General features: G+C 72.3%; 18 protein-coding genes. All 18 read left to right on the forward strand.

The features are described from left to right. Positions 1 to 44 precede the first annotated feature (44 nt). Positions 45 to 1,643: a UDP-N-acetylmuramoyl-L-alanyl-D-glutamate--2,6-diaminopimelate ligase gene (locus EUA98_RS03215; RefSeq protein ID WP_130101224.1), complete on the forward strand. Its 1,599-nt coding sequence runs from the start codon at positions 45 to 47 to the stop codon at positions 1,641 to 1,643. Further along, the gene (locus EUA98_RS03220) at positions 1,640 to 3,103 is read left to right on the forward strand and encodes a UDP-N-acetylmuramoyl-tripeptide--D-alanyl-D-alanine ligase (RefSeq protein ID WP_130101225.1); all 1,464 of its coding nucleotides are present in this window, start codon (positions 1,640 to 1,642) and stop codon (positions 3,101 to 3,103) included. The genes EUA98_RS03215 and EUA98_RS03220 overlap by 4 nt, the downstream gene beginning before the upstream one ends. Continuing rightward, positions 3,100 to 4,182 carry a phospho-N-acetylmuramoyl-pentapeptide-transferase gene (mraY, locus tag EUA98_RS03225; RefSeq protein WP_130101226.1) on the forward strand — a complete coding sequence of 361 codons (1,083 nt, stop codon included), beginning with the start codon at positions 3,100 to 3,102 and terminating at the stop codon, positions 4,180 to 4,182. Before EUA98_RS03220 ends, mraY begins: the two co-directional genes overlap by 4 nt. Then, complete coding sequence (murD, locus tag EUA98_RS03230; protein ID WP_130101227.1) at positions 4,182 to 5,651, forward strand: UDP-N-acetylmuramoyl-L-alanine--D-glutamate ligase; 1,470 nt, start codon at positions 4,182 to 4,184, stop codon at positions 5,649 to 5,651. The genes mraY and murD overlap by 1 nt, the downstream gene beginning before the upstream one ends. Before the next feature lie 13 nt (positions 5,652 to 5,664). Continuing rightward, positions 5,665 to 7,002, forward strand: a complete 1,338-nt coding sequence (ftsW, locus tag EUA98_RS03235; protein WP_130101228.1) for a putative lipid II flippase FtsW — start codon at positions 5,665 to 5,667, stop codon at positions 7,000 to 7,002. Further along, positions 6,999 to 8,147, forward strand: coding sequence for an undecaprenyldiphospho-muramoylpentapeptide beta-N-acetylglucosaminyltransferase (murG, locus tag EUA98_RS03240; protein ID WP_130101229.1), 1,149 nt, complete (start codon positions 6,999 to 7,001; stop codon positions 8,145 to 8,147). Before ftsW ends, murG begins: the two co-directional genes overlap by 4 nt. Further along, positions 8,144 to 9,652: a UDP-N-acetylmuramate--L-alanine ligase gene (gene murC / locus EUA98_RS03245; protein WP_130101230.1), complete on the forward strand. Its 1,509-nt coding sequence runs from the start codon at positions 8,144 to 8,146 to the stop codon at positions 9,650 to 9,652. Before murG ends, murC begins: the two co-directional genes overlap by 4 nt. A gap of 251 nt (positions 9,653 to 9,903) precedes the next feature. Continuing rightward, the gene (locus EUA98_RS03255; protein ID WP_130101232.1) at positions 9,904 to 10,731 is read left to right on the forward strand and encodes a cell division protein FtsQ/DivIB; all 828 of its coding nucleotides are present in this window, start codon (positions 9,904 to 9,906) and stop codon (positions 10,729 to 10,731) included. A gap of 191 nt (positions 10,732 to 10,922) precedes the next feature. Next, positions 10,923 to 12,170 (forward strand): cell division protein FtsZ, encoded by a 1,248-nt coding sequence (gene ftsZ / locus EUA98_RS03260; RefSeq protein ID WP_130101233.1) that lies wholly within the window; start codon positions 10,923 to 10,925, stop codon positions 12,168 to 12,170. A 14-nt stretch (positions 12,171 to 12,184) separates the two neighbouring features. After that, positions 12,185 to 12,994, forward strand: coding sequence for a purine nucleoside phosphorylase YfiH/LACC1 family protein (locus EUA98_RS03265; RefSeq protein WP_242511241.1), 810 nt, complete (start codon positions 12,185 to 12,187; stop codon positions 12,992 to 12,994). A 56-nt stretch (positions 12,995 to 13,050) separates the two neighbouring features. Continuing rightward, positions 13,051 to 13,524 (forward strand): cell division protein SepF, encoded by a 474-nt coding sequence (locus EUA98_RS03270; protein WP_130101234.1) that lies wholly within the window; start codon positions 13,051 to 13,053, stop codon positions 13,522 to 13,524. Between the two features lie 3 nt (positions 13,525 to 13,527). Beyond that, entirely contained in the window at positions 13,528 to 13,812 is a 285-nt protein-coding gene (locus EUA98_RS03275; RefSeq protein ID WP_130101235.1) for a YggT family protein, read from the forward strand. Positions 13,813 to 13,916: 104 nt separating this feature from the next. Next, positions 13,917 to 14,579, forward strand: a complete 663-nt coding sequence (locus EUA98_RS03280; protein ID WP_130101236.1) for a DivIVA domain-containing protein — start codon at positions 13,917 to 13,919, stop codon at positions 14,577 to 14,579. 118 nt (positions 14,580 to 14,697) lie between these two features. Then, positions 14,698 to 15,156: a TraR/DksA family transcriptional regulator gene (locus EUA98_RS03285; protein WP_130101237.1), complete on the forward strand. Its 459-nt coding sequence runs from the start codon at positions 14,698 to 14,700 to the stop codon at positions 15,154 to 15,156. Between the two features lie 34 nt (positions 15,157 to 15,190). Continuing rightward, positions 15,191 to 15,823 carry a signal peptidase II gene (locus EUA98_RS03290; protein ID WP_130101238.1) on the forward strand — a complete coding sequence of 211 codons (633 nt, stop codon included), beginning with the start codon at positions 15,191 to 15,193 and terminating at the stop codon, positions 15,821 to 15,823. After that, entirely contained in the window at positions 15,816 to 16,784 is a 969-nt protein-coding gene (locus EUA98_RS03295) for an RluA family pseudouridine synthase (RefSeq protein ID WP_130101239.1), read from the forward strand. The genes EUA98_RS03290 and EUA98_RS03295 overlap by 8 nt, the downstream gene beginning before the upstream one ends. 71 nt (positions 16,785 to 16,855) lie before the next feature. Beyond that, on the forward strand, positions 16,856 to 20,395 hold the full coding sequence (dnaE, locus tag EUA98_RS03300) for a DNA polymerase III subunit alpha (protein ID WP_130101240.1): 3,540 nt from the start codon (positions 16,856 to 16,858) through the stop codon (positions 20,393 to 20,395). Beyond that, positions 20,392 to 20,790 carry a pyridoxamine 5'-phosphate oxidase family protein gene (locus EUA98_RS03305; RefSeq protein ID WP_130101241.1) on the forward strand — a complete coding sequence of 133 codons (399 nt, stop codon included), beginning with the start codon at positions 20,392 to 20,394 and terminating at the stop codon, positions 20,788 to 20,790. Before dnaE ends, EUA98_RS03305 begins: the two co-directional genes overlap by 4 nt. Positions 20,791 to 20,803 lie beyond the last annotated feature (13 nt).

A 20,803-nucleotide genomic window follows, 5' to 3' on the forward strand; every position in this document is an offset into this window, starting at 1 on the left:
GCGGCCAACCCGGGCCCGGCGGAGTCCACGGTAGATTCACCCCCATGACACCCCCCTTGGGTCGGATGCGCCCACTGCATCCAGCAACCCACGGGATCGACGACCTCACGAGCCGGTTCGGCCTCGAGATCGCCCCGAGCGCCGGTGCTCCCACCACTGCCGGCGTCGCACTCACGGGTGTGACGGTGGCCAGCTCGGCAACCGAGCCGGGTGACCTGTTCGTCGCCCTGCAGGGCCTCAAGGCCCACGGCGCGACGTACGCGGCCCAGGCCGTCGCGGCCGGCGCCGTCGCGGTGCTGACCGACGCCGTCGGCGCTGCCGCGTGCGCCGCGATCCGACCCGCGCTCGGTGTGCCGGTCCTCGTGGCAGCCGATCCGCGGGCCCTGCTCGGCGACATCGCCGCCTGGGTCTTCGGTGCTCCGGCGCAGGGCCTGGTCACCGTCGGGGTGACCGGGACGAACGGCAAGACGACGACCACCTACTTCGTCGACGCGGCGCTGCGCCGCCTGCACCCGACCACCGCAGTGCTCGGCACCGTCGAGCTTCGCATCGGTGACGACGCGGTCGAGAGTCCGCGGACCACCGTCGAGGCGCCGGCGCTGCACGCGCTGCTGGCCCTGGCCCGCGAGCGGGGCGCGACGGCGGCGAGCCTCGAGGCCTCGAGCCACGCGCTCGCGCTCGGCCGGGTGCACGGGCTCACCTTCGACGTCGTCGGCTTCACCAACCTGCAGCGCGACCACCTCGACTTCCACGGCACCATGGAGGGCTACTTCGCGGACAAGGCTCGCCTTTTCGCGCCCGAGCAGGCACGCCGCGGCGTCGTCGTGGTCGACGACGCCTGGGGGCGCCGCCTGGTCGCCGAGGCTCGCATCCCGGTCGAGTCCGTCGCGACCCACGTCGGAGCGCCCGAGGGGGCCACCGCCGACTGGGCCGTCGTCGATGCGACCATCGGCCTGGACGGCGTCGGCTCGACGTTCACCCTGCGCGGGCCCGACGGCGAGTCGCACGCCTGCTTCAGCCCGCTGCCGGGCCTGGTCAACGTGTCGAACGCGGCGCTCGCGATCGTGCTCGCCTACCGCGCGGGGGTCCCGTTCGACGAGGCCGTCGCCGGCGTCGGCTCGGCGCACGCGATCCCCGGCCGGATGGAGCGCGTGATCGAGCGCACCGGCGGCTGGCCGCTCGCCCTGGTCGACTACGCGCACACGCCCGACGCGCTCGAGCTCGCCCTCCAGGCCGTGCGGCCCATCACCCCGGGCCGGTTGTTCATCGTCTTCGGGTCCGACGGCGACCGGGACATGGGCAAGCGCCCGATCATGGGGGCGACCGCCGCGCGGCTCGCGGACGTGCTCATCGTCACCGACGAGAACCCGCGGTCCGAGGTGCCGGCGCAGATCCGTGCCGAGATCCTCGCGGGGGCCCGGGAGCAGCGGCCGTCGGGGACCGACATCCTCGAGGCGACCTCGCGCGCCGAGGCGATCCGCACCGCACTGAGACTGGCTGACGACGGGGACACGATCATCATCACGGGCAAGGGCCACGAGCCGACCCAGGAGATCGCCGGGGTGTTCCACCGGTACAACGACCGCGACGTGCTCCAGGCGGCAGTGCGCGACGCCCTGGCGGCAGCCGAGGCGGTCGAGTGATCGCCCTGACCGCGGCCGAGGTGGCCGCCGCGACCGGCGGACGGCTGTTCCCGCCGACGCTCGACGGCTCGCTGATGGTGCACGGTCCGGTCGTGGTGGACTCCCGCCAGGTCGCCACCGGATCGCTGTTCGTCGCGCTGCCCGGGGAGCACTCCGACGGCCACGACCACGCCGCCGCCGCGATCACGCGCGGCGCGACGTTGGTGCTCGCGGTCCGCGAGCTCACCGGCCCGGACGGCCCCGTGCCGAGCGTCGTCGTGCCCGACGTCGAACGTGCGCTCGGCGACCTGGCCGCCGCCGTCCTGCTCCGGCTGCGGACCGACGACGAGCCCGGCGCGACCCACCTGAGCGTGGTGGGCGTGACCGGCTCGGTCGGCAAGACGACCACGAAGGATCTGCTCGCGCAGGTGCTGCTCCCGTCGGGGCCGACGATCACCCCCGTCGCGTCCTTCAACAACGAGATCGGCCTGCCGCTGACGGTCCTGCGCGCGGACGAGAGCACCCGGTTCCTGGTCCTCGAGATGGGCGCCAGCGGGATGGGGCACCTGACCTACCTCACCGGCATCGCGCCACCCGACATCGCCGTCGTGCTCGCCGTGGGCAGCGCGCACGTCGGGGAGTTCGGCGGGATCGAGGCCGTGGGCCGCGCCAAGGCCGAGATCATCGCGGGGCTCGCACCGGGCGGCGTCGCGGTCCTCAACGCCGACGACCCGCGGGTCGTCGCGATGGCGGTCGCCGCACCCGGTGACGTCGACACGTTCGGCTCCTCGACCGGCGCCGACGTGCGAGCCTCCGCGGTCACGCTCGACCGGGCCGGCCGCGCGTCGTTCACGCTGACCGCGGGCGACGCCGCGGCGCCCGTCGAGCTCCGGCTCGTCGGCGAGCACCACGTCTCCAACGCGCTCGCCGCGGCCACCGTCGCGCTGCGGCTCGGGCTCGACCTCGACGAGGTGGCCAAGCGGCTGTCGGTCGCCGACGCGCTCAGCCCGCACCGCATGCACGTCGTCGACCGCGCCGACGGCGTGACCGTGATCGACGACTCCTACAACGCCAACCCCGACTCCATGCGGGCCGCCCTCAAGGCGCTCGCCACCGTCGCCGGTCGCGACCGACGATCGATCGCCGTCCTGGGCGCGATGCTGGAGCTGGGCGACACCTCCCGGGCGGCGCACGAGGCGATCGGTCTCATGGTCGTGCGGCTGAACGTCTCGCTCACGGTCGTCGTCGGCGCCGGCGCGAAGGCGATCGCGGACGGCGCGCTGCTCGAGGGGTCCTGGGGCGACGAGGTCGCCTTCGCCGACGACGTGGCCGCCGCCGGGGACTTCCTGGAGACCGAGCTGATCCCGGGTGACGTCGTGCTCGTGAAGGCCTCCTACAGCTCGGGCCTGTGGCAGCTCGGCGACCGCCTGACCGCCCCGGACGCACCGCTCGCCACGGCGGCGGGGGAGACCCTCCGATGAGGGCGGTACTGATCTCGGGCGGATTCTCGCTCGTGCTGGCGCTGCTCGGCACCCCGCTGTTCATCCGGTACCTCGTGCGCAAGCAGTACGGCCAGTTCATCCGGCAGGACGGCCCGACCGCGCACTTCACCAAGCGCGGCACGCCCACGATGGGCGGCGTCGTCATCATCGCGGCCACGGTGCTCGGCTGGGCCGGCGGCAGCCTGGTGACCGGCAAGGTCCCGAGCGCCTCCGCGCTGCTGGTGCTGTTCCTCATGGTCGGGCTCGGCGTCGTCGGGTTCCTGGACGACTTCATCAAGATCTCCCGGCAGCGCAGCCTCGGCCTGAGCGCCCGCTGGAAGATCGCTGGTCAGGGACTCGTCGGGATCGTGTTCGCGGTCGCGGCGCTGCAGTTCCCGAACGAGAACTTCCGCACGCCGGCGTCCATGCGCATCTCCTTCATCCGGGACACCGGGCTCGACCTCGCGTTCGCGGGCGCGACCATCGGGCTCATCCTGTTCGTGCTCTGGGCCAACTTCCTCATCACGGCCTGGTCGAACGCGGTCAACCTCACCGACGGGCTCGACGGCCTGGCCACCGGTGTCTCGCTCGTCGTGTTCGGGGCCTACGTGATCGTCTGCGTGTGGCAGTCGAACCAGACCTGCCAGTCGATCCTGACCGCCGGGCCGCGCTGCTACGAGACGCGCGACCCGCTCGACCTCGCCATGGTCGCGGCGGCGATCACCGGGGCCTGCTTCGGGTTCCTGTGGTGGAACGCGAGCCCGGCCAAGATCTTCATGGGAGACACCGGTTCGCTCGCCCTCGGTGGGGCGTTCGCGGGGCTGTCGATCCTGTCCCGGACCGAGATCCTCGCGGCCATCCTGGGTGGCCTGTTCGTCGTCATCGTCATGTCGGACGTCATCCAGATCGGGTTCTTCAAGATGACCGGGAAACGGGTCTTCAAGATGGCCCCCCTGCATCATCATTTCGAGCTCTCCGGGTGGGGCGAGGTCACGATCGTGATCCGGTTCTGGATCATCTCCGGGCTGTTCGTCGCGGCCGGCGTCGGCGTCTTCTACGGCGAGTGGGTCGCCGGATAGTGCGCGACACCGACCCGTTCGCCGACACCGACGACCTGACCGGCACCCGGGTGGTGGTGGCCGGGCTCGGGCTCTCGGGCCGTGCAGCCGTGGCCGCCCTGGTCGAGCGTGGGGCGGTCGTGGCGACCGTCGACGCGCGGGCGGCCGACGCCGATGCTGCCGACGCCGCCCAGTTCGTCTCGTCGGGCGGGCTGGGTCGTACCGACCTCGTCGTCGCCTCGCCCGGCTGGGCTCCGTCGAACCCGTTGCTCGCCGCTGCGCTCGAACGTGGCGTGCCGGTGTGGAGCGAGGTCGAGCTCGCCTGGCGCTTGCGGGCACAGCGGTCCGGGGGCGCCGGACCGGCGCCCTGGCTCGCGGTCACCGGGACGAACGGCAAGACGACGTGCGTGGGGATGCTGGAGTCGATCCTGCGGGCGGGCGGCGAGAACGCGCTGGCCGTCGGGAACGTGGGCGTGCCCGCGGTGCGCGCCGTCGGTGATCCGAGCCTCGACGTCGTCGCCATCGAGCTGTCGAGCTTCCAGCTGCACTTCACCCGCACGATGTCGACGCAGGCCGCCGCGGTGCTCAACGTGGCTCCCGACCACCTCGACTGGCACGGCTCGTTCGAGGCGTACGCGCAGGACAAGGGGCGCGTCTACGCCCGGACCCAGGTCGCGTGCGTGTACAACGCGGCCGACCCGCTCACCGAGCGCCTCGTCCGGGACGCGGACGTCGTCGACGGCGCGCTGGCCGTCGGCTTCACCCTCGGGGCGCCCGGAGTCGGTCAGATCGGGCTCGTCGAGGACGTGCTCGTGGATCGTGCGTTCGCTCGCGCCCGGCACACCCATGCCGCCGAGCTCGGCACGCTCGACGACCTCGCGCACCTCGGCGGGGCCGACGTCGACGACCCGCGCGGTGGTTCGGTGCCCTCCCACGTCGTGGCCGATGCCCTCGCCGCCGCGGCGCTCGCGCTCGCGCACGGCGTCGCCCCGTCCGCCGTCCGGGCGGGGCTGCGGGCCTTCGCCCCCGGCTCCCACCGGATCCAGACCGTGGCGAAGGTGGCCGGCGTCGCCTACGTGGACGACTCCAAGGCCACCAACGCGCACGCCGCGGCGGCGTCCCTGGCGGCCTACGCCCCGGGAACCGTCGTGTGGGTCGCGGGCGGCCTCGCCAAGGGGACCACCTTCGACGACCTCGTGCGCAGCCGCCGGGACCGCCTGCGCGCCGCCGTCCTGATCGGGGTCGACACCGAGCCGCTGCGCGGGGCGCTCGCCCGACACGCGCCCGAGGTTCCCGTGGTCGTGATCGATCCCGGGGAGACTGGGGCCGTGATGTCTCGCGCCGTGGTCGCGGCCCACCGGTTCGCCCGGGTGGGCGACACGGTGCTGCTCGCACCGGCGTGCGCCTCGATGGATCAGTTCACCTCGTACGCCGAGCGGGGGGACGCGTTCGCCGCGGCCGCCCGGGCGCTCGAGGTGCACCGATCGTGATGCGGGGGCAGGGATGACGCAGACCGCCGGCTTCTCGCGGGCCGCTCCGTCGCGCGCGCAGCGCACCCCCGGTACCCGTGCCCCGGCCCAGCGTGCGAGGTCCGCCCGCGAGCTCGGCTCGCGGCTCGGGCAGTGGAACAGCGTCGTGACGAGCTACTACGTGCTCACCGGGGCGACGACGATCCTCGTGGTCCTCGGCCTGGTGATGGTGCTGTCGAGCTCGAGCGTCGAGTCGCTCGCCGACGGCAAGTCCGCGTACGCCGAGTTCGCCAAGCAGGCCCGGTTCGCGCTGCTCGGGCTGCCGGTGCTGTGGCTCGCATCCCGGCTCCCGGTGCCGTTCTACAAGAAGGTGGCGTGGCCGGTGCTCGGTGCGGCGGCCGTCCTCCAGCTGCTCGTGTTCACGCCCCTCGGCATGGAGGCCGGGGGAAACCGTGGGTGGTTGGCCATCGGCTCGATCGTCATCCAGCCGGCCGAGGCCGCCAAGGTCGCGCTGGCGCTCTGGCTCGGGGTGGTGCTCGCGCGCAAGCAGCCGCTCCTGCACGAGTGGAAGCACGCGATCATCCCGGTGTTCCCGGTTGCCGGCGCGATCGTCGGCCTCGTGCTGCTCGGCAAGGACCTCGGGACCGCGCTCGTCTTCATCCTGCTCGTCGCCGGCGCGATGTACATCGGGGGAGTGCCGATGCGGATCTTCGGCGTGGCCGGGGCGCTGGCCGCCGTCGTGGTCGCATTCCTGTCCACGACCAGCAACCGGACCGCCAAGATCTCGTGCTGGCTGAGCAACACCTGCGACCCCACCGACGGGGGCTACCAGACGCTGCACGGCACCTGGGGCCTGGCCACCGGCGGCTGGTGGGGCCTGGGGCTCGGGCAGAGCCGCGAGAAGTGGTCCTACCTTCCCGAGGCGCACAACGACTTCATCTTCGCGATCATCGGTGAGGAGCTGGGCCTGGTCGGCACGCTGCTCGTGCTCGTGCTCTTCGCGCTGCTCGCCCTCGCCATGTCCCGGGTGATCCGCCGCCACCCGGACCCGTTCGTGAAGATCACCACGGCCGGGATCGCGTTCTGGCTCATCGGCCAGGCGCTGCTCAACATCGCCGTCGTCATCGGCCTCGCCCCGGTGATCGGTGTCCCGCTCCCACTCGTCTCCGCTGGAGGATCCGCCCTCATCATGTCCATGGCAGCAATCGGCATCGTCATCTCGTTCGCGCGCTCGGAGCCGGGGGCGACGGAGGCGCTGGCGGCGCGACCCGGGGTGGTGCGCCGTTCGCTGGCCGTGATCGGCCGGGCGCGGCCACCGGCCGGCGCCGGGACGCGGCCGGGCACGGTGCGGCCCGGGTCGTCGCGGCGATGACCGCTGCGTCGACGACATCCCTGGGTTCGGTGCTGCTCGCCGGGGGCGGGACCGCAGGTCACGTCAACCCGCTGCTCGCGGTCGCTGAAGAGCTGCAGCGCCGGGACGGCACCACCCGCCTGACCGTGCTCGGCACCGCGACCGGGCTCGAGGCCGAGCTGGTCCCGGCCCGAGGCCTGCCGCTGGCGCTGGTCCCGCGGGTGCCGCTGCCGCGACGCCCGACGCTCGACTGGTTCCGCCTGCCCGGTCGCCTGCGGGCCGCGGTGCGCGCAGCCGGTACCGCGATCGACGACTGCGGTGCGCAGGTCGTCGTCGGGTTCGGCGGCTATGTCTCGACCCCCGCCTACCTCGCGGCCCGGCGCCGCGGGATCCCCGTCGTCGTGCACGAGGCCAACGCCCGCCCCGGCCTGGCCAACCGGCTCGGTGCCCGCTGGGCCGCGCAGGTCGGGGTGACCTTTCCGGACACCCACCTCCCGCACGCCCAGGTCGTCGGCATGCCGCTGCGCGCCGCGGTGGCCGATCTGGTCGGCCGGCTCACGGACGATCTCGCGACGACCCGCACGCAGGCGCTGGACACCCTCGGGCTCGCCCCGGGTCGGCCGGTCGTGCTCGTCACGGGCGGCAGCCTCGGCGCCGCCCACCTCAACGCCACCGTCGCGGCGGTGGGTGGCGAGCTCATCGCGGCCGGCGTCCAGGTGCTGCACCTGACCGGCGCGGGCAAGGGGCAGGCGGTGCGCGACGTCGTCGCACGCGTGCCCGCGGAGCTCCGGGAGCACTACCACGTGCGCGAGTACCTGGCCGAGATGGAGCACGCCTACGCCGTCGCCGAGGTGGTCGTGTGCCGGTCCGGCGCGGCGACCGTGAGCGAGCTCGCGGCGCTGGGCCTGCCCGCCGTGTACGTCCCGCTCCCGATCGGCAACGGTGAGCAGCGCCTCAACGCCGGACCCGTCGTGGCCGCCGGTGGCGGTCTGCTCGTGGACGACGCCGACCTCACGCCCACCTGGCTGCGCACGCACCTGCTCCCGCTCGTCCAGGACGCGGGCGCCCTCACGGCCATGGGCCGCGCCGCGGCGTCGGTCGGGGTGCGCGACGGAGCCGCCCGGGTCGCCGACCTGGTCGAGCGCGCCGCGGGGGTGGCGCGATGAACGTGCCGCTGACCGATTTCGGGCGGACCCATCTCATCGGCGTCGGCGGCGCCGGGATGTCGGCGATCGCGGCGCTGCTGGTCGCCCGCGGGCTCGACGTGACCGGGTCGGACGCCCGGGAGGGCGCTGCGCTGGCCGGCCTGCGCGCCGCCGGCGTGACGGTCTGGGTCGGCCATGACGCCGCGCACGTCGACGGCGCAAGCACGGTCGTCGTGTCGACGGCGGTGCGCGAGTCCAACCCCGAGCTCACCGCGGCCCGCGCCCGCGGCCTGCGCGTCCTGCACCGCTCGCAGGCCCTCGCCGCGCTGATGGCAGGTCGCCGATCGATCGCCGTGGCCGGTGCGCACGGCAAGACGACCACCTCCGCGATGACCGCGGTCGCGCTGGCCGCGGCCGGGCTCGACCCGTCGTTCGCGATCGGCGGCACGGTCCTGTACGAGCTGCCCGCGGGGGCGTCCGCGACCGGCAACGCCGCGCCGGCCGGACCGCTCGGCGGCGCCCACGACGGGCGTGGCGAGGTGTTCGTGGCCGAGGCCGACGAGTCGGACGGCTCGTTCCTCGCCTACGCCCCCACGATCGCGGTCGTGACGAACGTCGAGCCCGACCACCTGGACCACTACGGCACCCGGGCGGCCTTCGAGCGGGCGTTCGAGGAGTTCGCCGCCAGGATCGTCGACGGCGGCTGCCTGGTCGCCTGCGCGGACGATGCCGGCGCGGGCCGGCTCGTCGGTGCCGCCCGCGCCCCGCTCGCGGCGCGCGGTGCTCAGGTGCTCACCTACGGCGAGGACCCCGGCGCCGACGTCGTCGTCAGTGACTACCGGTCCACGGCCGGCGCGGGGTCCACGTGCGTGCTGCGCACGGCCCACCCGCTCCTGCGGGGCCCGGGCTCGGGTCTCGGCGCCGACGTCGTGCTCGAGGTGCGGCTGACGCTCGCCGTGCCCGGCCGGCACAACGCGCTCGACGCCGCCGCCGCCTGGACCGCCGTCCGGCTCGTCGGGGTCGATCCCGACGCCGCGGCCGCCGGGCTCGCGGCCTTCCGGGGGACCGGACGACGGTTCGAGGACCGGGGCAGCGCGGCCGGGGTCCGCGTCGTCGACGACTACGCCCACCACCCCACCGAGGTGGCCGCCCTGCTCGCCGCGGCGCGCCCGGTGGCCGCCGGTGGCCGGGTGCTCGCTCTGTTCCAGCCCCACCTCTACTCCCGCACGCGTGCGTTCGCGGCCGAGTTCGCCGCGGCCCTCGACCTGGCCGACGTCGTCGTGCTCACCGACATCTACGGCGCGCGCGAGGACCCGGACCCCGCGGTCACCAGCGCGCTGATCACGGCGCAGGTCCCGACCCGGGGCAAGGCCACGTTCGTCCCCGACCGGATCGCCGCCGCGCGGACGATCGCCGAGCGGGCCCGACCGGGCGACCTGATCCTCACCGTCGGGGCCGGCGACGTGACCGAGCTCGCTCAGGTGGTGCTCGACACGCTGACCGCCGCGGAAGGCTCGACGCGGTGACGCCGAGCCGCCCGGGACGGCCGGTGCCGGTTCGCCGGAAGCCCACGACGCCCGGGACGCCCAAACCCGCGGCGAGGAAGCCCGCAGCACCGAGACCCGCAGCACCGAGACCAGCAGCGGGGAAGCCCGCAGCGGGGAAGCCCGCAGCGCCGAAACCCGCAGCGCCGAAACCCGCAGTGCCGAAACCCGCAGCGCCGAAGCCCGCTGCATCCACGCCTCCCGCGCCCGGTGCTCGGCTGCCGACCAGCAACGTGACCACCTACACCGCGGGCCGGCGGGCCCTCGGGGTGCTGGTGCGACCGTCGGTGGTCTCGACCGGGTCCGCGGTCCGGTTCGCCGAACGGCTCGCTGCCCGGCGGCGGCTGGTCCGCAAGAAGGCCATCCTCGCCGGCGCGGCGGTCGTGGCCGCGCTGGGTACCGCCTGGTTGGTGCTGCTCTCACCGGTGTTCGCGCTCGACCCGGGCCAGGTCACCATCACCGGTGCCGGGACCGTGGTCGCGATCGACGACGTCAGCACCGTCGTGGACCGGGTCGCCGGCATCCCGCTGCCGCGGCTGGACGCGATCGGGCTGCGCGACCGCGTGCTGGACGTCCCCGGGGTCCGTGAGGCGAAGGTCACCCGGTCCTGGCCGCGCGGGCTGGCGATCGCGCTCGTGTCGCGGGAGCCGGTCGCCGCGGTGCCGCAACCGGTCGCGGCGACCGGCCCCGGGTCGGGCGACCCGGCCGGCTTCACCCTGCTCGACACCGAGGGCTACCAGGTCGGTTGGGCAGCCGCCGCACCCGAGGGGCTTCCGGTCGTCTCCGTGCCGATCGACGGTGAGAACGAGCGCACGCTCGCGGCGGTGCTGACCGTGCTCAACGCGCTGCCCGCGCCGCTGCGCGCCGAGGTCGCCACCGTCCAGGCGGCGAGCCAGGACACGGTCCAGATGGGGCTGCGCGACGGTGCCACGGTGACGTGGGGGAGTGCCAGCCAGGCCTCGCTCAAGGTGGCCGTGCTGCAGGCCCTGCGGGCCGCCCCCGCGACGGCCGGTGCGAGCGCGTTCGACGTCTCGGCACCGACCCTGCCGATCACCCGTTGACGCGCCGAAGCACCCCCGAATGGCGTGCCGCCACAAGATGTGACCGACACGCGCGGCGCGGTCGTTGATAGTGGGCCGCTGCGCCCTTAGCGTCACGCTCCAGAACTACTTGACATAACTCTAACCTTCTACCTCAAGGTGAAGGTTGTCACTCGCAGCAGGACGACGTACGCAGAACGAGAGGGAATGACGTGGCAGCTCCGCAGAACTACCTGGCGGTCATCAAGGTGGTCGGTATCGGGGGCGGTGGCGTCAACGCCGTCAACCGGATGATCGAGGTCGGGCTCAAGGGTGTCGAGTTCATCGCGATCAACACCGACGCGCAGGCCCTCCTCATGTCCGACGCCGACGTCAAGCTCGACGTGGGCCGCGAGCTCACGCGGGGCCTGGGCGCCGGTGCGGACCCGGAGGTCGGCAAGAAGGCCGCCGAGGACCACGCCGAGGAGATCGAGGACGTCCTGCGGGGCGCCGACATGGTCTTCGTGACCGCCGGCGAGGGTGGTGGCACCGGGACCGGTGGCGCCCCCGTGGTGGCCCGGATCGCCCGCGCCCTCGGTGCGCTGACGATCGGTGTCGTCACGCGCCCGTTCACCTTCGAGGGTCGCCGTCGCTCGGTCCAGGCGGACACCGGCATCGACGGTCTGCGGGCCGAGGTCGACACGCTCATCGTCATCCCGAACGACCGGCTGCTGTCCATCTCGGACCGCTCGGTCTCCGTGCTCGACGCGTTCCACTCGGCCGACCAGGTGCTGCTCTCGGGCGTGCAGGGCATCACCGACCTGATCACCACCCCCGGTCTGATCAACCTCGACTTCGCGGACGTGAAGTCGGTCATGCAGGGCGCCGGGAGCGCCCTGATGGGGATCGGTTCGGCGCGCGGGGACGACCGGGCCGTGCAGGCCGCCGAGCTGGCGATCTCGTCGCCGCTGCTCGAGGCGAGCATCGACGGTGCGCACGGCGTGCTGCTCAGCATCCAGGGCGGCAGCGACCTCGGCCTGTTCGAGATCAACGAAGCCGCCCGTCTGGTCCAGGAGGCCGCCCACCCGGAGGCGAACATCATCTTCGGTGCCGTCATCGACGACGCCCTCGGTGACGAGGTGCGGGTGACGGTCATCGCCGCCGGCTTCGACAGCGGCTCGCCGCACCAGCGTCGCGACGCGCGCGCGCTCGGCCAGGTCTCCGGCTCGAGCCGGCCGACGTCGGCTGTCGCGTCCGAGGACGTCCCGACCGTGGCGCAGCACCGCGCCGCGCACCCGGCCCCGACGACCAACGGCGTGCCGAGCCAGTCGCCCGCACCGTCGGCGCCCGTTCCCGCGTTCCTCGCGTCCACCCCGGACGGCGGCCGGTCGGCCGAGGCGCTCGAGGTGCCGAAGATCTTCGGCGAGGACGCGGTCCGTCGCGCCGACGACGAGCTCGACATCCCGGACTTCCTCAAGTAGTCCGGGACCCGTTCGTGCCGGTCCACCCGGCGGACCCGGAGCGTGCGGCGCTCCCCCTGGTCGAGGTCGACCTCGGGGAGGGCGTGCGCGCCGGGTTCACGATGCGCGACGGCGGCGTCAGCGTGGGCACCTACGCGTCGCTCAACCTCGGCCTGCACGTGGCCGACGACCCCGCGCACGTGGTGGTCAACCGTCGGCTCCTCGAGGAGTGGGCCGGCGGCACGGTGGCGTTCGCCACCCAGCGCCACGGGGTGGAGGTGGCCGTCGTCGACCCGGTGGTCGGCACGGATCCCGCCCCGACCTCGGTGGGGGAGTTCGACGCCCTGGTCTCGGCCACGGGGGCGGGGGTCGCCATCCTCGTCGCCGACTGCGTGCCGGTGCTGATCGCCGATCCGGTGGCGGGCGTGGTCGGGGCGGTGCACGCCGGGCGGGCCGGCCTGGCTGCCGGCGTCGTCCAGGAGGCCGTCGCCGCCATGGTGAGGCTCGGCGCCCGGCCCGACCGGATGCGGGCGGCGATCGGACCGTCGGTCTGCGGCGAGTGCTACGAGGTCCCCGCCGAGCTGCGGGCCGAGGTGAGCGCCGTCGTGCCCGCAGCCTGGGCGCGGACGTCGTGGGGCACGCCGTCGCTCGACCTGCCGGCTGGGGTCGCCGCGACGTTGGCGGTGGCGGGCGTCAGGTCCGTCGAGCGAGTCGCGATCTGTACCCTGACGGACGAGCGGTTCTACTCCCACCGCGCTCAGCGTGACGGCGGTGCGACGGGGCGGTTCGCCGGGGTGATCCGACGTACACCCCCGGATCCCGGGCGTGTCGGCGGCGATCGATGATCCGCCCTTGCTAGCGTGAACGCGCAGGATGATGAGTGCACGAGAGGAAAAGGGCGATGGCCGGAGCGCTACGCAAGACAATGCTGTACCTCGGTCTCGCTGACGAACGCGGAGACCAGGCGATCGATGACATCGAGGAGTACGAGGAGCTGGAGACGACCGTGCCGCACGAGTACGAGGCTCAGGTGACGCCGATCAGGTCGGCCGTCCCACGCTCCGCTGTTGCGGTCGCGCCGGCCGGTGAGCTGCGACGGATCACGACCGTGCATCCGCGCTCCTACAACGACGCCCGCAAGATCGGTGAGGCGTTCCGTGACGGGACCCCCGTCATCATCAACCTCTCCGACATGGACGACTCCGACGCCAAGCGGCTCGTCGACTTCTCCGCCGGTCTGATCTTCGGGCTGCACGGGGCGATCGAGCGGGTCACCAGCAAGGTCTTCCTGCTCTCGCCGGCCCACGTCGAGGTGACGGCAGAAGAACAGGCGGTCCCGGGCGAGGTCCGGGCCGGGTTCTACAACCAGAGCTGACTAGTGCGCATCTTCGCCGACCTCGCCTATCTGGTTGTTCTGGTCTTCTTCCTGCTGCTCCTGGTCCGCCTCGTGCTCGACTGGGTCCAGGTGCTCGCGCGAGATTGGCGTCCGCGCGGGATCGCCGTCATCATTGCCGAGGCGACCTATACGGTGACCGACCCGCCGTTGCGCGCGCTGCGTCGATTGATACCCCCGCTGACCCTCGGGTCGGTTCGACTGGACCTGGGATTCCTGGTTCTCATGCTGGCCTGCTCGATCTTGCTCAATGTCCTCGCGCGCGTCTGAGGCCAACGCCCTACTCAAACTCCGCTAACGTGAGCGCTGGTGGTCGGTGGGCTACCGACTGACCAGCGCTCAACTGAGCGGCACGATATGCAGAGGTGACACCGATGGCAATGCTGACCGCAGACGACGTCCTGAACAAGAAGTTTCAGGCGACAAAGTTCCGCGAGGGCTACGACCAGGACGAAGTCGACGACTTTCTCGACGACGTCGTGAACACGCTTCGCGCGGTTCAGGGCGAGAACGACGAGCTGAAGGCCAAGCTCGCCGCCGCCGAGTCGCGGATCGCCGAGCTGAGCCGTGCCGGCGCGAAGGGTGCGCCCGTCCTGGCCAAGCCCGTCGAGGACGCTCCGGCGCCCGTCGTGGCCGCTCCGGCGCCCGTCGTGGCTGCCGCTGTCGCACCGCCCGTCGCCGTCACCGCCCGTGCGAGCGAGCCGGAGTCCGCCACCGGCATGCTCGCCCTGGCGCAGAAGCTGCACGACGACTACGTGCGCAGCGGCCAGGAAGAGGGCGACCGGATCATCACGGAAGCCAAGACCCAGGGCAGCCGGATCGTGCGTGAGGCCGAGCAGACGTCCCACCAGACGCTGACGCAGCTCGAGAAGGAGCGCAGTCTCCTCGAACGCAAGATCGACGAGCTACGGGTCTTCGAGCGCGACTACCGCACGCGCCTGAAGAGCTACCTCGAGAACCTGCTCGGCGACCTCGACAACCGGGGCAGCGCGTTGCCGCCCCAGGGCGGGCAGAACGCCGGCGCCGGGAGCCTCTAGCCCGATCGAGTCACACAGCAGCACAACCCACACACCACGTCCGGATTGTCGGGCGTGGTGTGTTGTGCGTCGGGGCGCAGCCGTCTAGTGTCCTGGATCACGACAAAGGGGGACGACCGTGGCAATCCACGAAGCCATCAGCACCGAGGCGGCCAGCGACCTGCCCGACCTCACGAAGGCCGTGCGCACGTTCCCTGTCTGGGAGGGCGAGCGGCCGTGGACCGTCCGTGAGGTGCGCGAGGTCGCGGCCGAGCTGTCGGGCGAGATCGTCCGGCTCAGCTCCGAGCTCTCGGCCGCCGACGCGGAGCTCTCCGACCTGCTGCGCAACTCCGGCGACGGTGCCGGGGACGACCAGGCCGACTCCGGCTCGAGTGCGCTCGAGCGGGAGCAGGAGCTCACGCTCGTGAACAACACCCGCGACATGCTCGTGCAGGCCAACCGGGCGCTGGCCCGGATCGCGGCCGGCACGTTCGGCACCTGCGACTCCTGCGGCAAGGCGATCGGCAAGGCCCGCGTCCAGGCGTTCCCGCGAGCGATCCTGTGCGTGGAGTGCAAGCACCGCGAAGAGCGGCGCTGAGACAACTGCTCCGCCCGTGGGACACTTCTCGGCGATGTCCCACACCCCTGATGTGTCGCCCCTGCCCGAGCCGCTGGCCGGCCTCTCCGTCGACCCCCCCGGTGGGAGCGGATCTCCGTCGGTGGCGCCCCGACGCCGCCGGCAGCTGCTGATCCTGCTCACCGCCCTGGCGGTGGGGGTGCTGGCGGTCGACCAGGTCACCAAGATCTGGGCGGAGGGCACGCTCGTGATCGGCGAGCGGACCCCGCTCGTCGGCGATCTGCTGGGCCTGAGCCTGATCCACAACCCGGGCGCCGCGCTGTCGATCGCCACGGGCATGACCTGGGTGCTCACGCTCGTCGCGACGGCCGTCGTGGTGGTGGTCGTGCGCGCGTCGCGGCGGATCGGCTCGATGACGTGGGCGATCGCCTTCGGCCTTCTGCTCGGCGGCGCGCTGGGCAACCTGGCCGACCGGTTTCTGCGGGAGCCGGGCTTCGCCCGCGGGCACGTCGTGGACTTCATCGCGTACGGCAACGTCTTCGTCGGGAACGTCGCGGACATCGCGATCGTCGCGGCGGCCGGGCTGATCATCGTGGCCTCGCTGCGCGGCATCGGCCTGGACGGAAGTCGTGAGACCCGGGCACAGCCCGACCAAGAACCCACTGAAGCGGAGTCCGAGCGTGGCTGAGCTACGAGCATTGCCGGTGCCGGACGGGCTCGCGGGGGAGCGGGTCGATGCCGGGCTCGCCCGGTTGCTCGGCCTGTCCCGGACCCGGGCCGCCGAGCTCGCCGCCGGCGGCGGCGTCCGGCTCGACGGGCGCACCATGGGCAAGTCCGACCGGCTCGTGCCGGGGGCCTGGCTCGAGGTCGACCTGCCCGACGCGCCAGGCGCGGACGCCGCGACGATCGCCATCGTCGCCGAGCCCGTGCCGGGGATGAAGATCGTGTACGACGACGACGACGTCGTGGTCGTCGACAAGCCCGTCGGGGTCGCGGCGCACCCGTCGCCCGGGTGGACCGGACCGACGGTCGTCGGCGCCCTGATCGCGGCCGGCTACCGGATCTCGACGTCGGGGGCGGCCGAACGGCAGGGCATCGTGCACCGGCTCGACGTCGGGACCTCCGGGCTGATGGTGGTCGCGAAGAGCGAGCACGCGTACACGGTGCTCAAGCGCGCGTTCAAGGAGCGCACGGTCGAGAAGATCTACCACGCGCTCGTGCAGGGGCACCCGGAGCCGACGACCGGGACCATCGACGCCCCGATCGGGCGCCACCCCACCGCGGACTACCGGTTCGCGGTCATCGCGGACGGCAAGCCGTCGATCACGCACTACGAGGTCCTCGAGATGTTCCCCGCGGCCTCGCTGGTCGAGGTGCACCTCGAGACGGGGCGCACGCACCAGATCCGCGTCCACTTCGCGGCGCTGCGCCACCCGTGCGTGGGCGACATCACGTACGGCGCGGACCCGACCCTCGCCAAGCGCACCGGCCTGCACCGGCAGTGGCTGCACGCGGTCAAGCTGGGCTTCGACCACCCCGCGACCGGGGAGCGGCTCGTGGTCACGAGCGAGTACCCGGACGACCTCACGGCCGGGCTGGACCGGATGCGCGAGCCGTACCGCGCCACCGATCGGGCCGCCGACCGCTGATCGTCGTCGGGGGCCACCGCACGTGCGTGGGTGGCGGTGGCCTGTCGGAGGGCTGACCTAGAATCCACCCCATGCCGTCTTCCTCGTCCTCGGACTTTGTGAACCTGCACGTCCACACCGAGTACTCCATGCTCGACGGCGCCGCCCGTCTCGACGACCTGTTCACGGAGGTCAAGCGCCTCGGGCAGAAGTCCATCGCCATCACGGATCACGGGTTCCTGTTCGGTGCGTTCGACTTCTGGTCGAAGGCGAAGGCGCACGGGATCCGGCCGGTCATCGGCGTCGAGGCGTACCTGACGCCCGGCACGAGCCGGCTCGACCGCACCCGCGTGAAGTGGGGCGAGGCGCACCAGTCCCGCGACGACGTCTCGGGTGGTGGCGCGTACACGCACCTGACGCTCTGGGCCAAGAACACCGCCGGGATGCACAACATGTTCCGGATGTCCTCGCTGGCCTCGCTCGAGGGGCAGCTGTACAAGCCCCGCATGGACCGTGACCTGCTGCAGCGCTACGGCAACGGCCTCATCGCGACCACCGGGTGCCCTTCGGGCGAGGTGCAGACCCGGCTGCGGCTCGGCCAGTTCGACGAGGCGGTGCGCGCGGCGGGGGAGTTCCAGGACATCTTCGGCAAGGAGAACTACTACGTCGAGCTGATGAACCACGGGCTCGACATCGAGCAGCGGGTCGCCAAGGACCTGCTGCTCGTCGCTGAGGCGATCGGCGCGCCGCTGGTGGCGACGAACGACTCGCACTACACGACCAAGGAAGACCACAGCGCGCACGAGGTGCTGCTGTGCGTGCAGTCCGGGTCGACGCTCGCGGACCCCAAGCGCTTCAAGTTCGACGCCGCGGACTTCTACATCAAGAGCGGCGAGGAGATGCGGCGCACCTGGGCCGAGCTTCCGCAGGCGTGCGACAACACGCTGCTCATCGCCGAGCAGTGCGAGGTGACGTTCAACACCGACGTCAACTACATGCCGAACTTCCCGACCCCCCCGGGGGAGAACGAGGACTCGTGGTTCATCAAGGCCGTCGACGTCGGGCTGCACAACCGCTACCCGACCGGGATCCCGGACGACGTTCGCAAGCAGGCGGACTACGAGTCCGGGGTCATCACCGACCTCGGCTTCTCCGGGTACTTCCTCGTCGTCGCGGACTTCATCAACTGGGCCAAGGCGCAGGGGATCCGGGTCGGCCCGGGGCGCGGGTCGGCGGCCGGGTCGATGGCGTCCTACGCGATGGGCATCACCGAGCTCGACCCGCTCGTGCACGGCCTGATCTTCGAGCGGTTCCTCAACCCCGAGCGCATCTCCTGGCCCGACGTCGACGTCGACTTCGACGAGCGCCGGCGGGGTGAGGTGATCCGGTACGTCTCGGAGAAGTACGGCGAGGAGAAGGTCGCCCAGATCGTCACCTTCGGGACGATCAAGGCCAAGCAGGCGCTCAAGGACGCCTCGCGCGTGCTCGGTTTCCCCTACGCGATGGGGGACAAGCTCACCAAGGCCATGCCGCCCGGCGTCATGGGCAAGGACATCCCGCTGTCGGGCATCTACGACCCCAAGCACCCGCGGTACGCCGAGGCGGACGGGTTCCGCCAGGTCGTGGCGAGCGACCCCGACGCGCAGCGCGTGGTGGAGACCGCCCGCGGCCTGGAGAACCTCAAGCGCCAGTGGGGGGTCCACGCCGCCGGCGTCATCATGTCCAGCGAGCCCCTGATCGACATCGTGCCGATCATGCGCCGCGAGCAGGACGGCGCGATCATCACCCAGTTCGACCAGCCGACGTCCGAGGCGCTCGGGCTGATCAAGATGGACTTCCTGGGCCTGCGCAACCTCACGATCCTGGACGACGCGCTCGAGAACATCGTCGCGAACGGCAAGCCGGCCATCCGGGTCGAGGACCTTCCGCTGGACGACCCGGCGACCTACGCGCTCCTGGGACGCGGGGACACCCTGGGCGTGTTCCAGCTCGACGGCGGGCCGATGCGCGCCCTGCTGCGGCAGATGCACCCCGACAGCTTCGAGGACATCTCGGCCGTCATCGCGCTGTACCGGCCCGGTCCGATGGGCATGCAGTCGCACACCAACTACGCGCTGCGCAAGAACGGCCTGCAGGAGGTCGTGCCGATCCACCCCGAGCTGGTGGAGGCTCTCGAAGACGTCGTCGGGATCACCCACGGGCTGATCGTCTACCAGGAGCAGGTGCAGAAGGCTGCGCAAAAGCTGGCCGGCTACACCCTCGGCCAGGCCGACCTGCTGCGCCGCGCGATGGGCAAGAAGAAGCAGTCGATCCTGGACAAGGAGTTCGTCCCGTTCCAGGCCGGGATGCGGGAGCGCGGGTACTCCGACGCCGCCGTCAAGGCCGTCTGGGACGTCCTGGTGCCGTTCGCCGGGTACGCCTTCAACAAGGCGCACTCGGCCGCCTACGGGGTGGTGTCGTACTGGACGGGCTATCTCAAGGCCAACTACCCGTCCGAGTACATGGCCGCGCTGCTGACCTCGGTGAAGGACGACAAGGACAAGTCCGCGCTCTACCTCGGCGAGTGCCGGCACATGGGCAACTTCGTGCTGCCCCCGGACGTGAACTTCTCCTCGGCCAACTTCACCGCCGTCGGCACCGACATCCGGTTCGGGCTCACGGCGGTGCGCAACGTCGGCGCCAACGTGGTGGACGCCATCGTTGCGGCCCGCGAGGCCAAGGGCGCGTTCGAGTCGTTCACCGACTTCCTCGACAAGGTCCCGGCCGTCGTGTGCAACAAGCGCACGATCGAGTCGCTCATCAAGGCCGGTGCGTTCGACTCGCTCGGCCACACCCGTCGCGCGCTGCTGCTGGTGCACGAGCAGGCGGTCGAATCCGTGATCGGGGTCAAGCGCAAGGAGGCCGAGGGCCAGTTCGACCTGTTCGCGGACTTCGGCGGCGACGGCGACGACGACGGGCTCTCGTTCAGCGTCGAGGTGCCCGACATCCCCGACTGGGACAAGAAGCAGCTGCTCGCGTTCGAGCGCGAGATGCTCGGCCTGTACGTCTCGGACCACCCGCTGTCCGGGCTCGAGCACGTGCTGTCGTCGGCCGCCGACACCTCGATCGCGCACCTGCTCGCCGACGAGGCCCGTCCCGACGGCTCGACGGTCGTGATCGCCGGTCTCATCACGTCCATGCAGCGCAAGATGTCCAAGCAGGGCAACCCCTGGGCCGCCGTCACCGTGGAAGACATGGAGGCCTCCGTCGAGATCATGTTCTTCGGGGAGACCTACCTCGCGTACTCGACCGTGCTGGCCGAGGACCAGGTCGTGGTGATCCGCGGCCGGGTCCGCCGGCGGGACGACACGATGCAGCTCCAGGCCATGGAGGTGTCCCTGCCCGACATCTCGGCGGTCGCCGACACCCCCGTGACGGTCTCGATGTCGGTGACGCGCTGCACGCCGCCCGTGGTCGAGCGGCTGCGGGAGGTCCTCGCGAGCCACCCGGGGGTCATCGAGGTCCACCTTCGCCTCACCAGCCCCGGTCGGGCGACGATCATGCGCCTCGAGGAGAGCCTGCGCGTGGAGCGCTCCCCGGCGCTGTTCGGCGACCTCAAGGCGCTGCTCGGCCCGACCTGTCTCGCGTCGTGATCGCGCTCACGCCCGACCAGCTGGAGTTCGTCACGGTGCGGCACCTGGCGACCCTCACCACGGTGCGCCCGGACGGCACCCCGCACGTCGTGCCGGTGGCGTTCACCTGGGACGCCGACGCCGCTCGGGCCCGGATCACCACGCGGGTGACGTCCCACAAGGCGCGCACGGTCGAGCGGGGTGGCCCCGACGGCGCGCCGCTCCGGGCGGCGCTGTGCCAGTTCGAGGGCCAACGCTGGCTGACCTTGGAGGGGACGGTCACGCTGTCCCGTGATCCGGAGCTGATCGCGGTGGCCGTCGCGCGGTACGCGGACCGGTACCGACAGCTCGGTGAGCAGCCGGCGCGGGTCGTGCTGCACCTCGCGGTGGACAGGGTCATGGGAACCGTCCGCTGAGCAGCACCAGGGG

The sequence above is a fragment of the Pengzhenrongella frigida genome, assembly GCF_004168625.1.
Classification (GTDB): Bacteria; Actinomycetota; Actinomycetes; order Actinomycetales; family Cellulomonadaceae; genus Pengzhenrongella; species Pengzhenrongella frigida.

Excerpts from the sequence above, each read along its gene's own strand:
- EUA98_RS03215 (WP_130101224.1), top strand. The coding sequence starts at position 45 with ATGACACCCCCCTTGGGTCGGATGCGCCCACTGCATCCAGCAACCCAC.
- mraY (WP_130101226.1), top strand. The coding sequence starts at position 3,100 with ATGAGGGCGGTACTGATCTCGGGCGGATTCTCGCTCGTGCTGGCGCTG.
- ftsW (WP_130101228.1), top strand. The coding sequence starts at position 5,665 with ATGACGCAGACCGCCGGCTTCTCGCGGGCCGCTCCGTCGCGCGCGCAG.
- murG (WP_130101229.1), top strand. The coding sequence starts at position 6,999 with ATGACCGCTGCGTCGACGACATCCCTGGGTTCGGTGCTGCTCGCCGGG.
- murC (WP_130101230.1), top strand. The coding sequence starts at position 8,144 with ATGAACGTGCCGCTGACCGATTTCGGGCGGACCCATCTCATCGGCGTC.
- EUA98_RS03270 (WP_130101234.1), top strand. The coding sequence starts at position 13,051 with ATGGCCGGAGCGCTACGCAAGACAATGCTGTACCTCGGTCTCGCTGAC.
- EUA98_RS03280 (WP_130101236.1), top strand. The coding sequence starts at position 13,917 with ATGGCAATGCTGACCGCAGACGACGTCCTGAACAAGAAGTTTCAGGCG.
- EUA98_RS03290 (WP_130101238.1), top strand. The coding sequence starts at position 15,191 with ATGTCCCACACCCCTGATGTGTCGCCCCTGCCCGAGCCGCTGGCCGGC.
- dnaE (WP_130101240.1), top strand. The coding sequence starts at position 16,856 with ATGCCGTCTTCCTCGTCCTCGGACTTTGTGAACCTGCACGTCCACACC.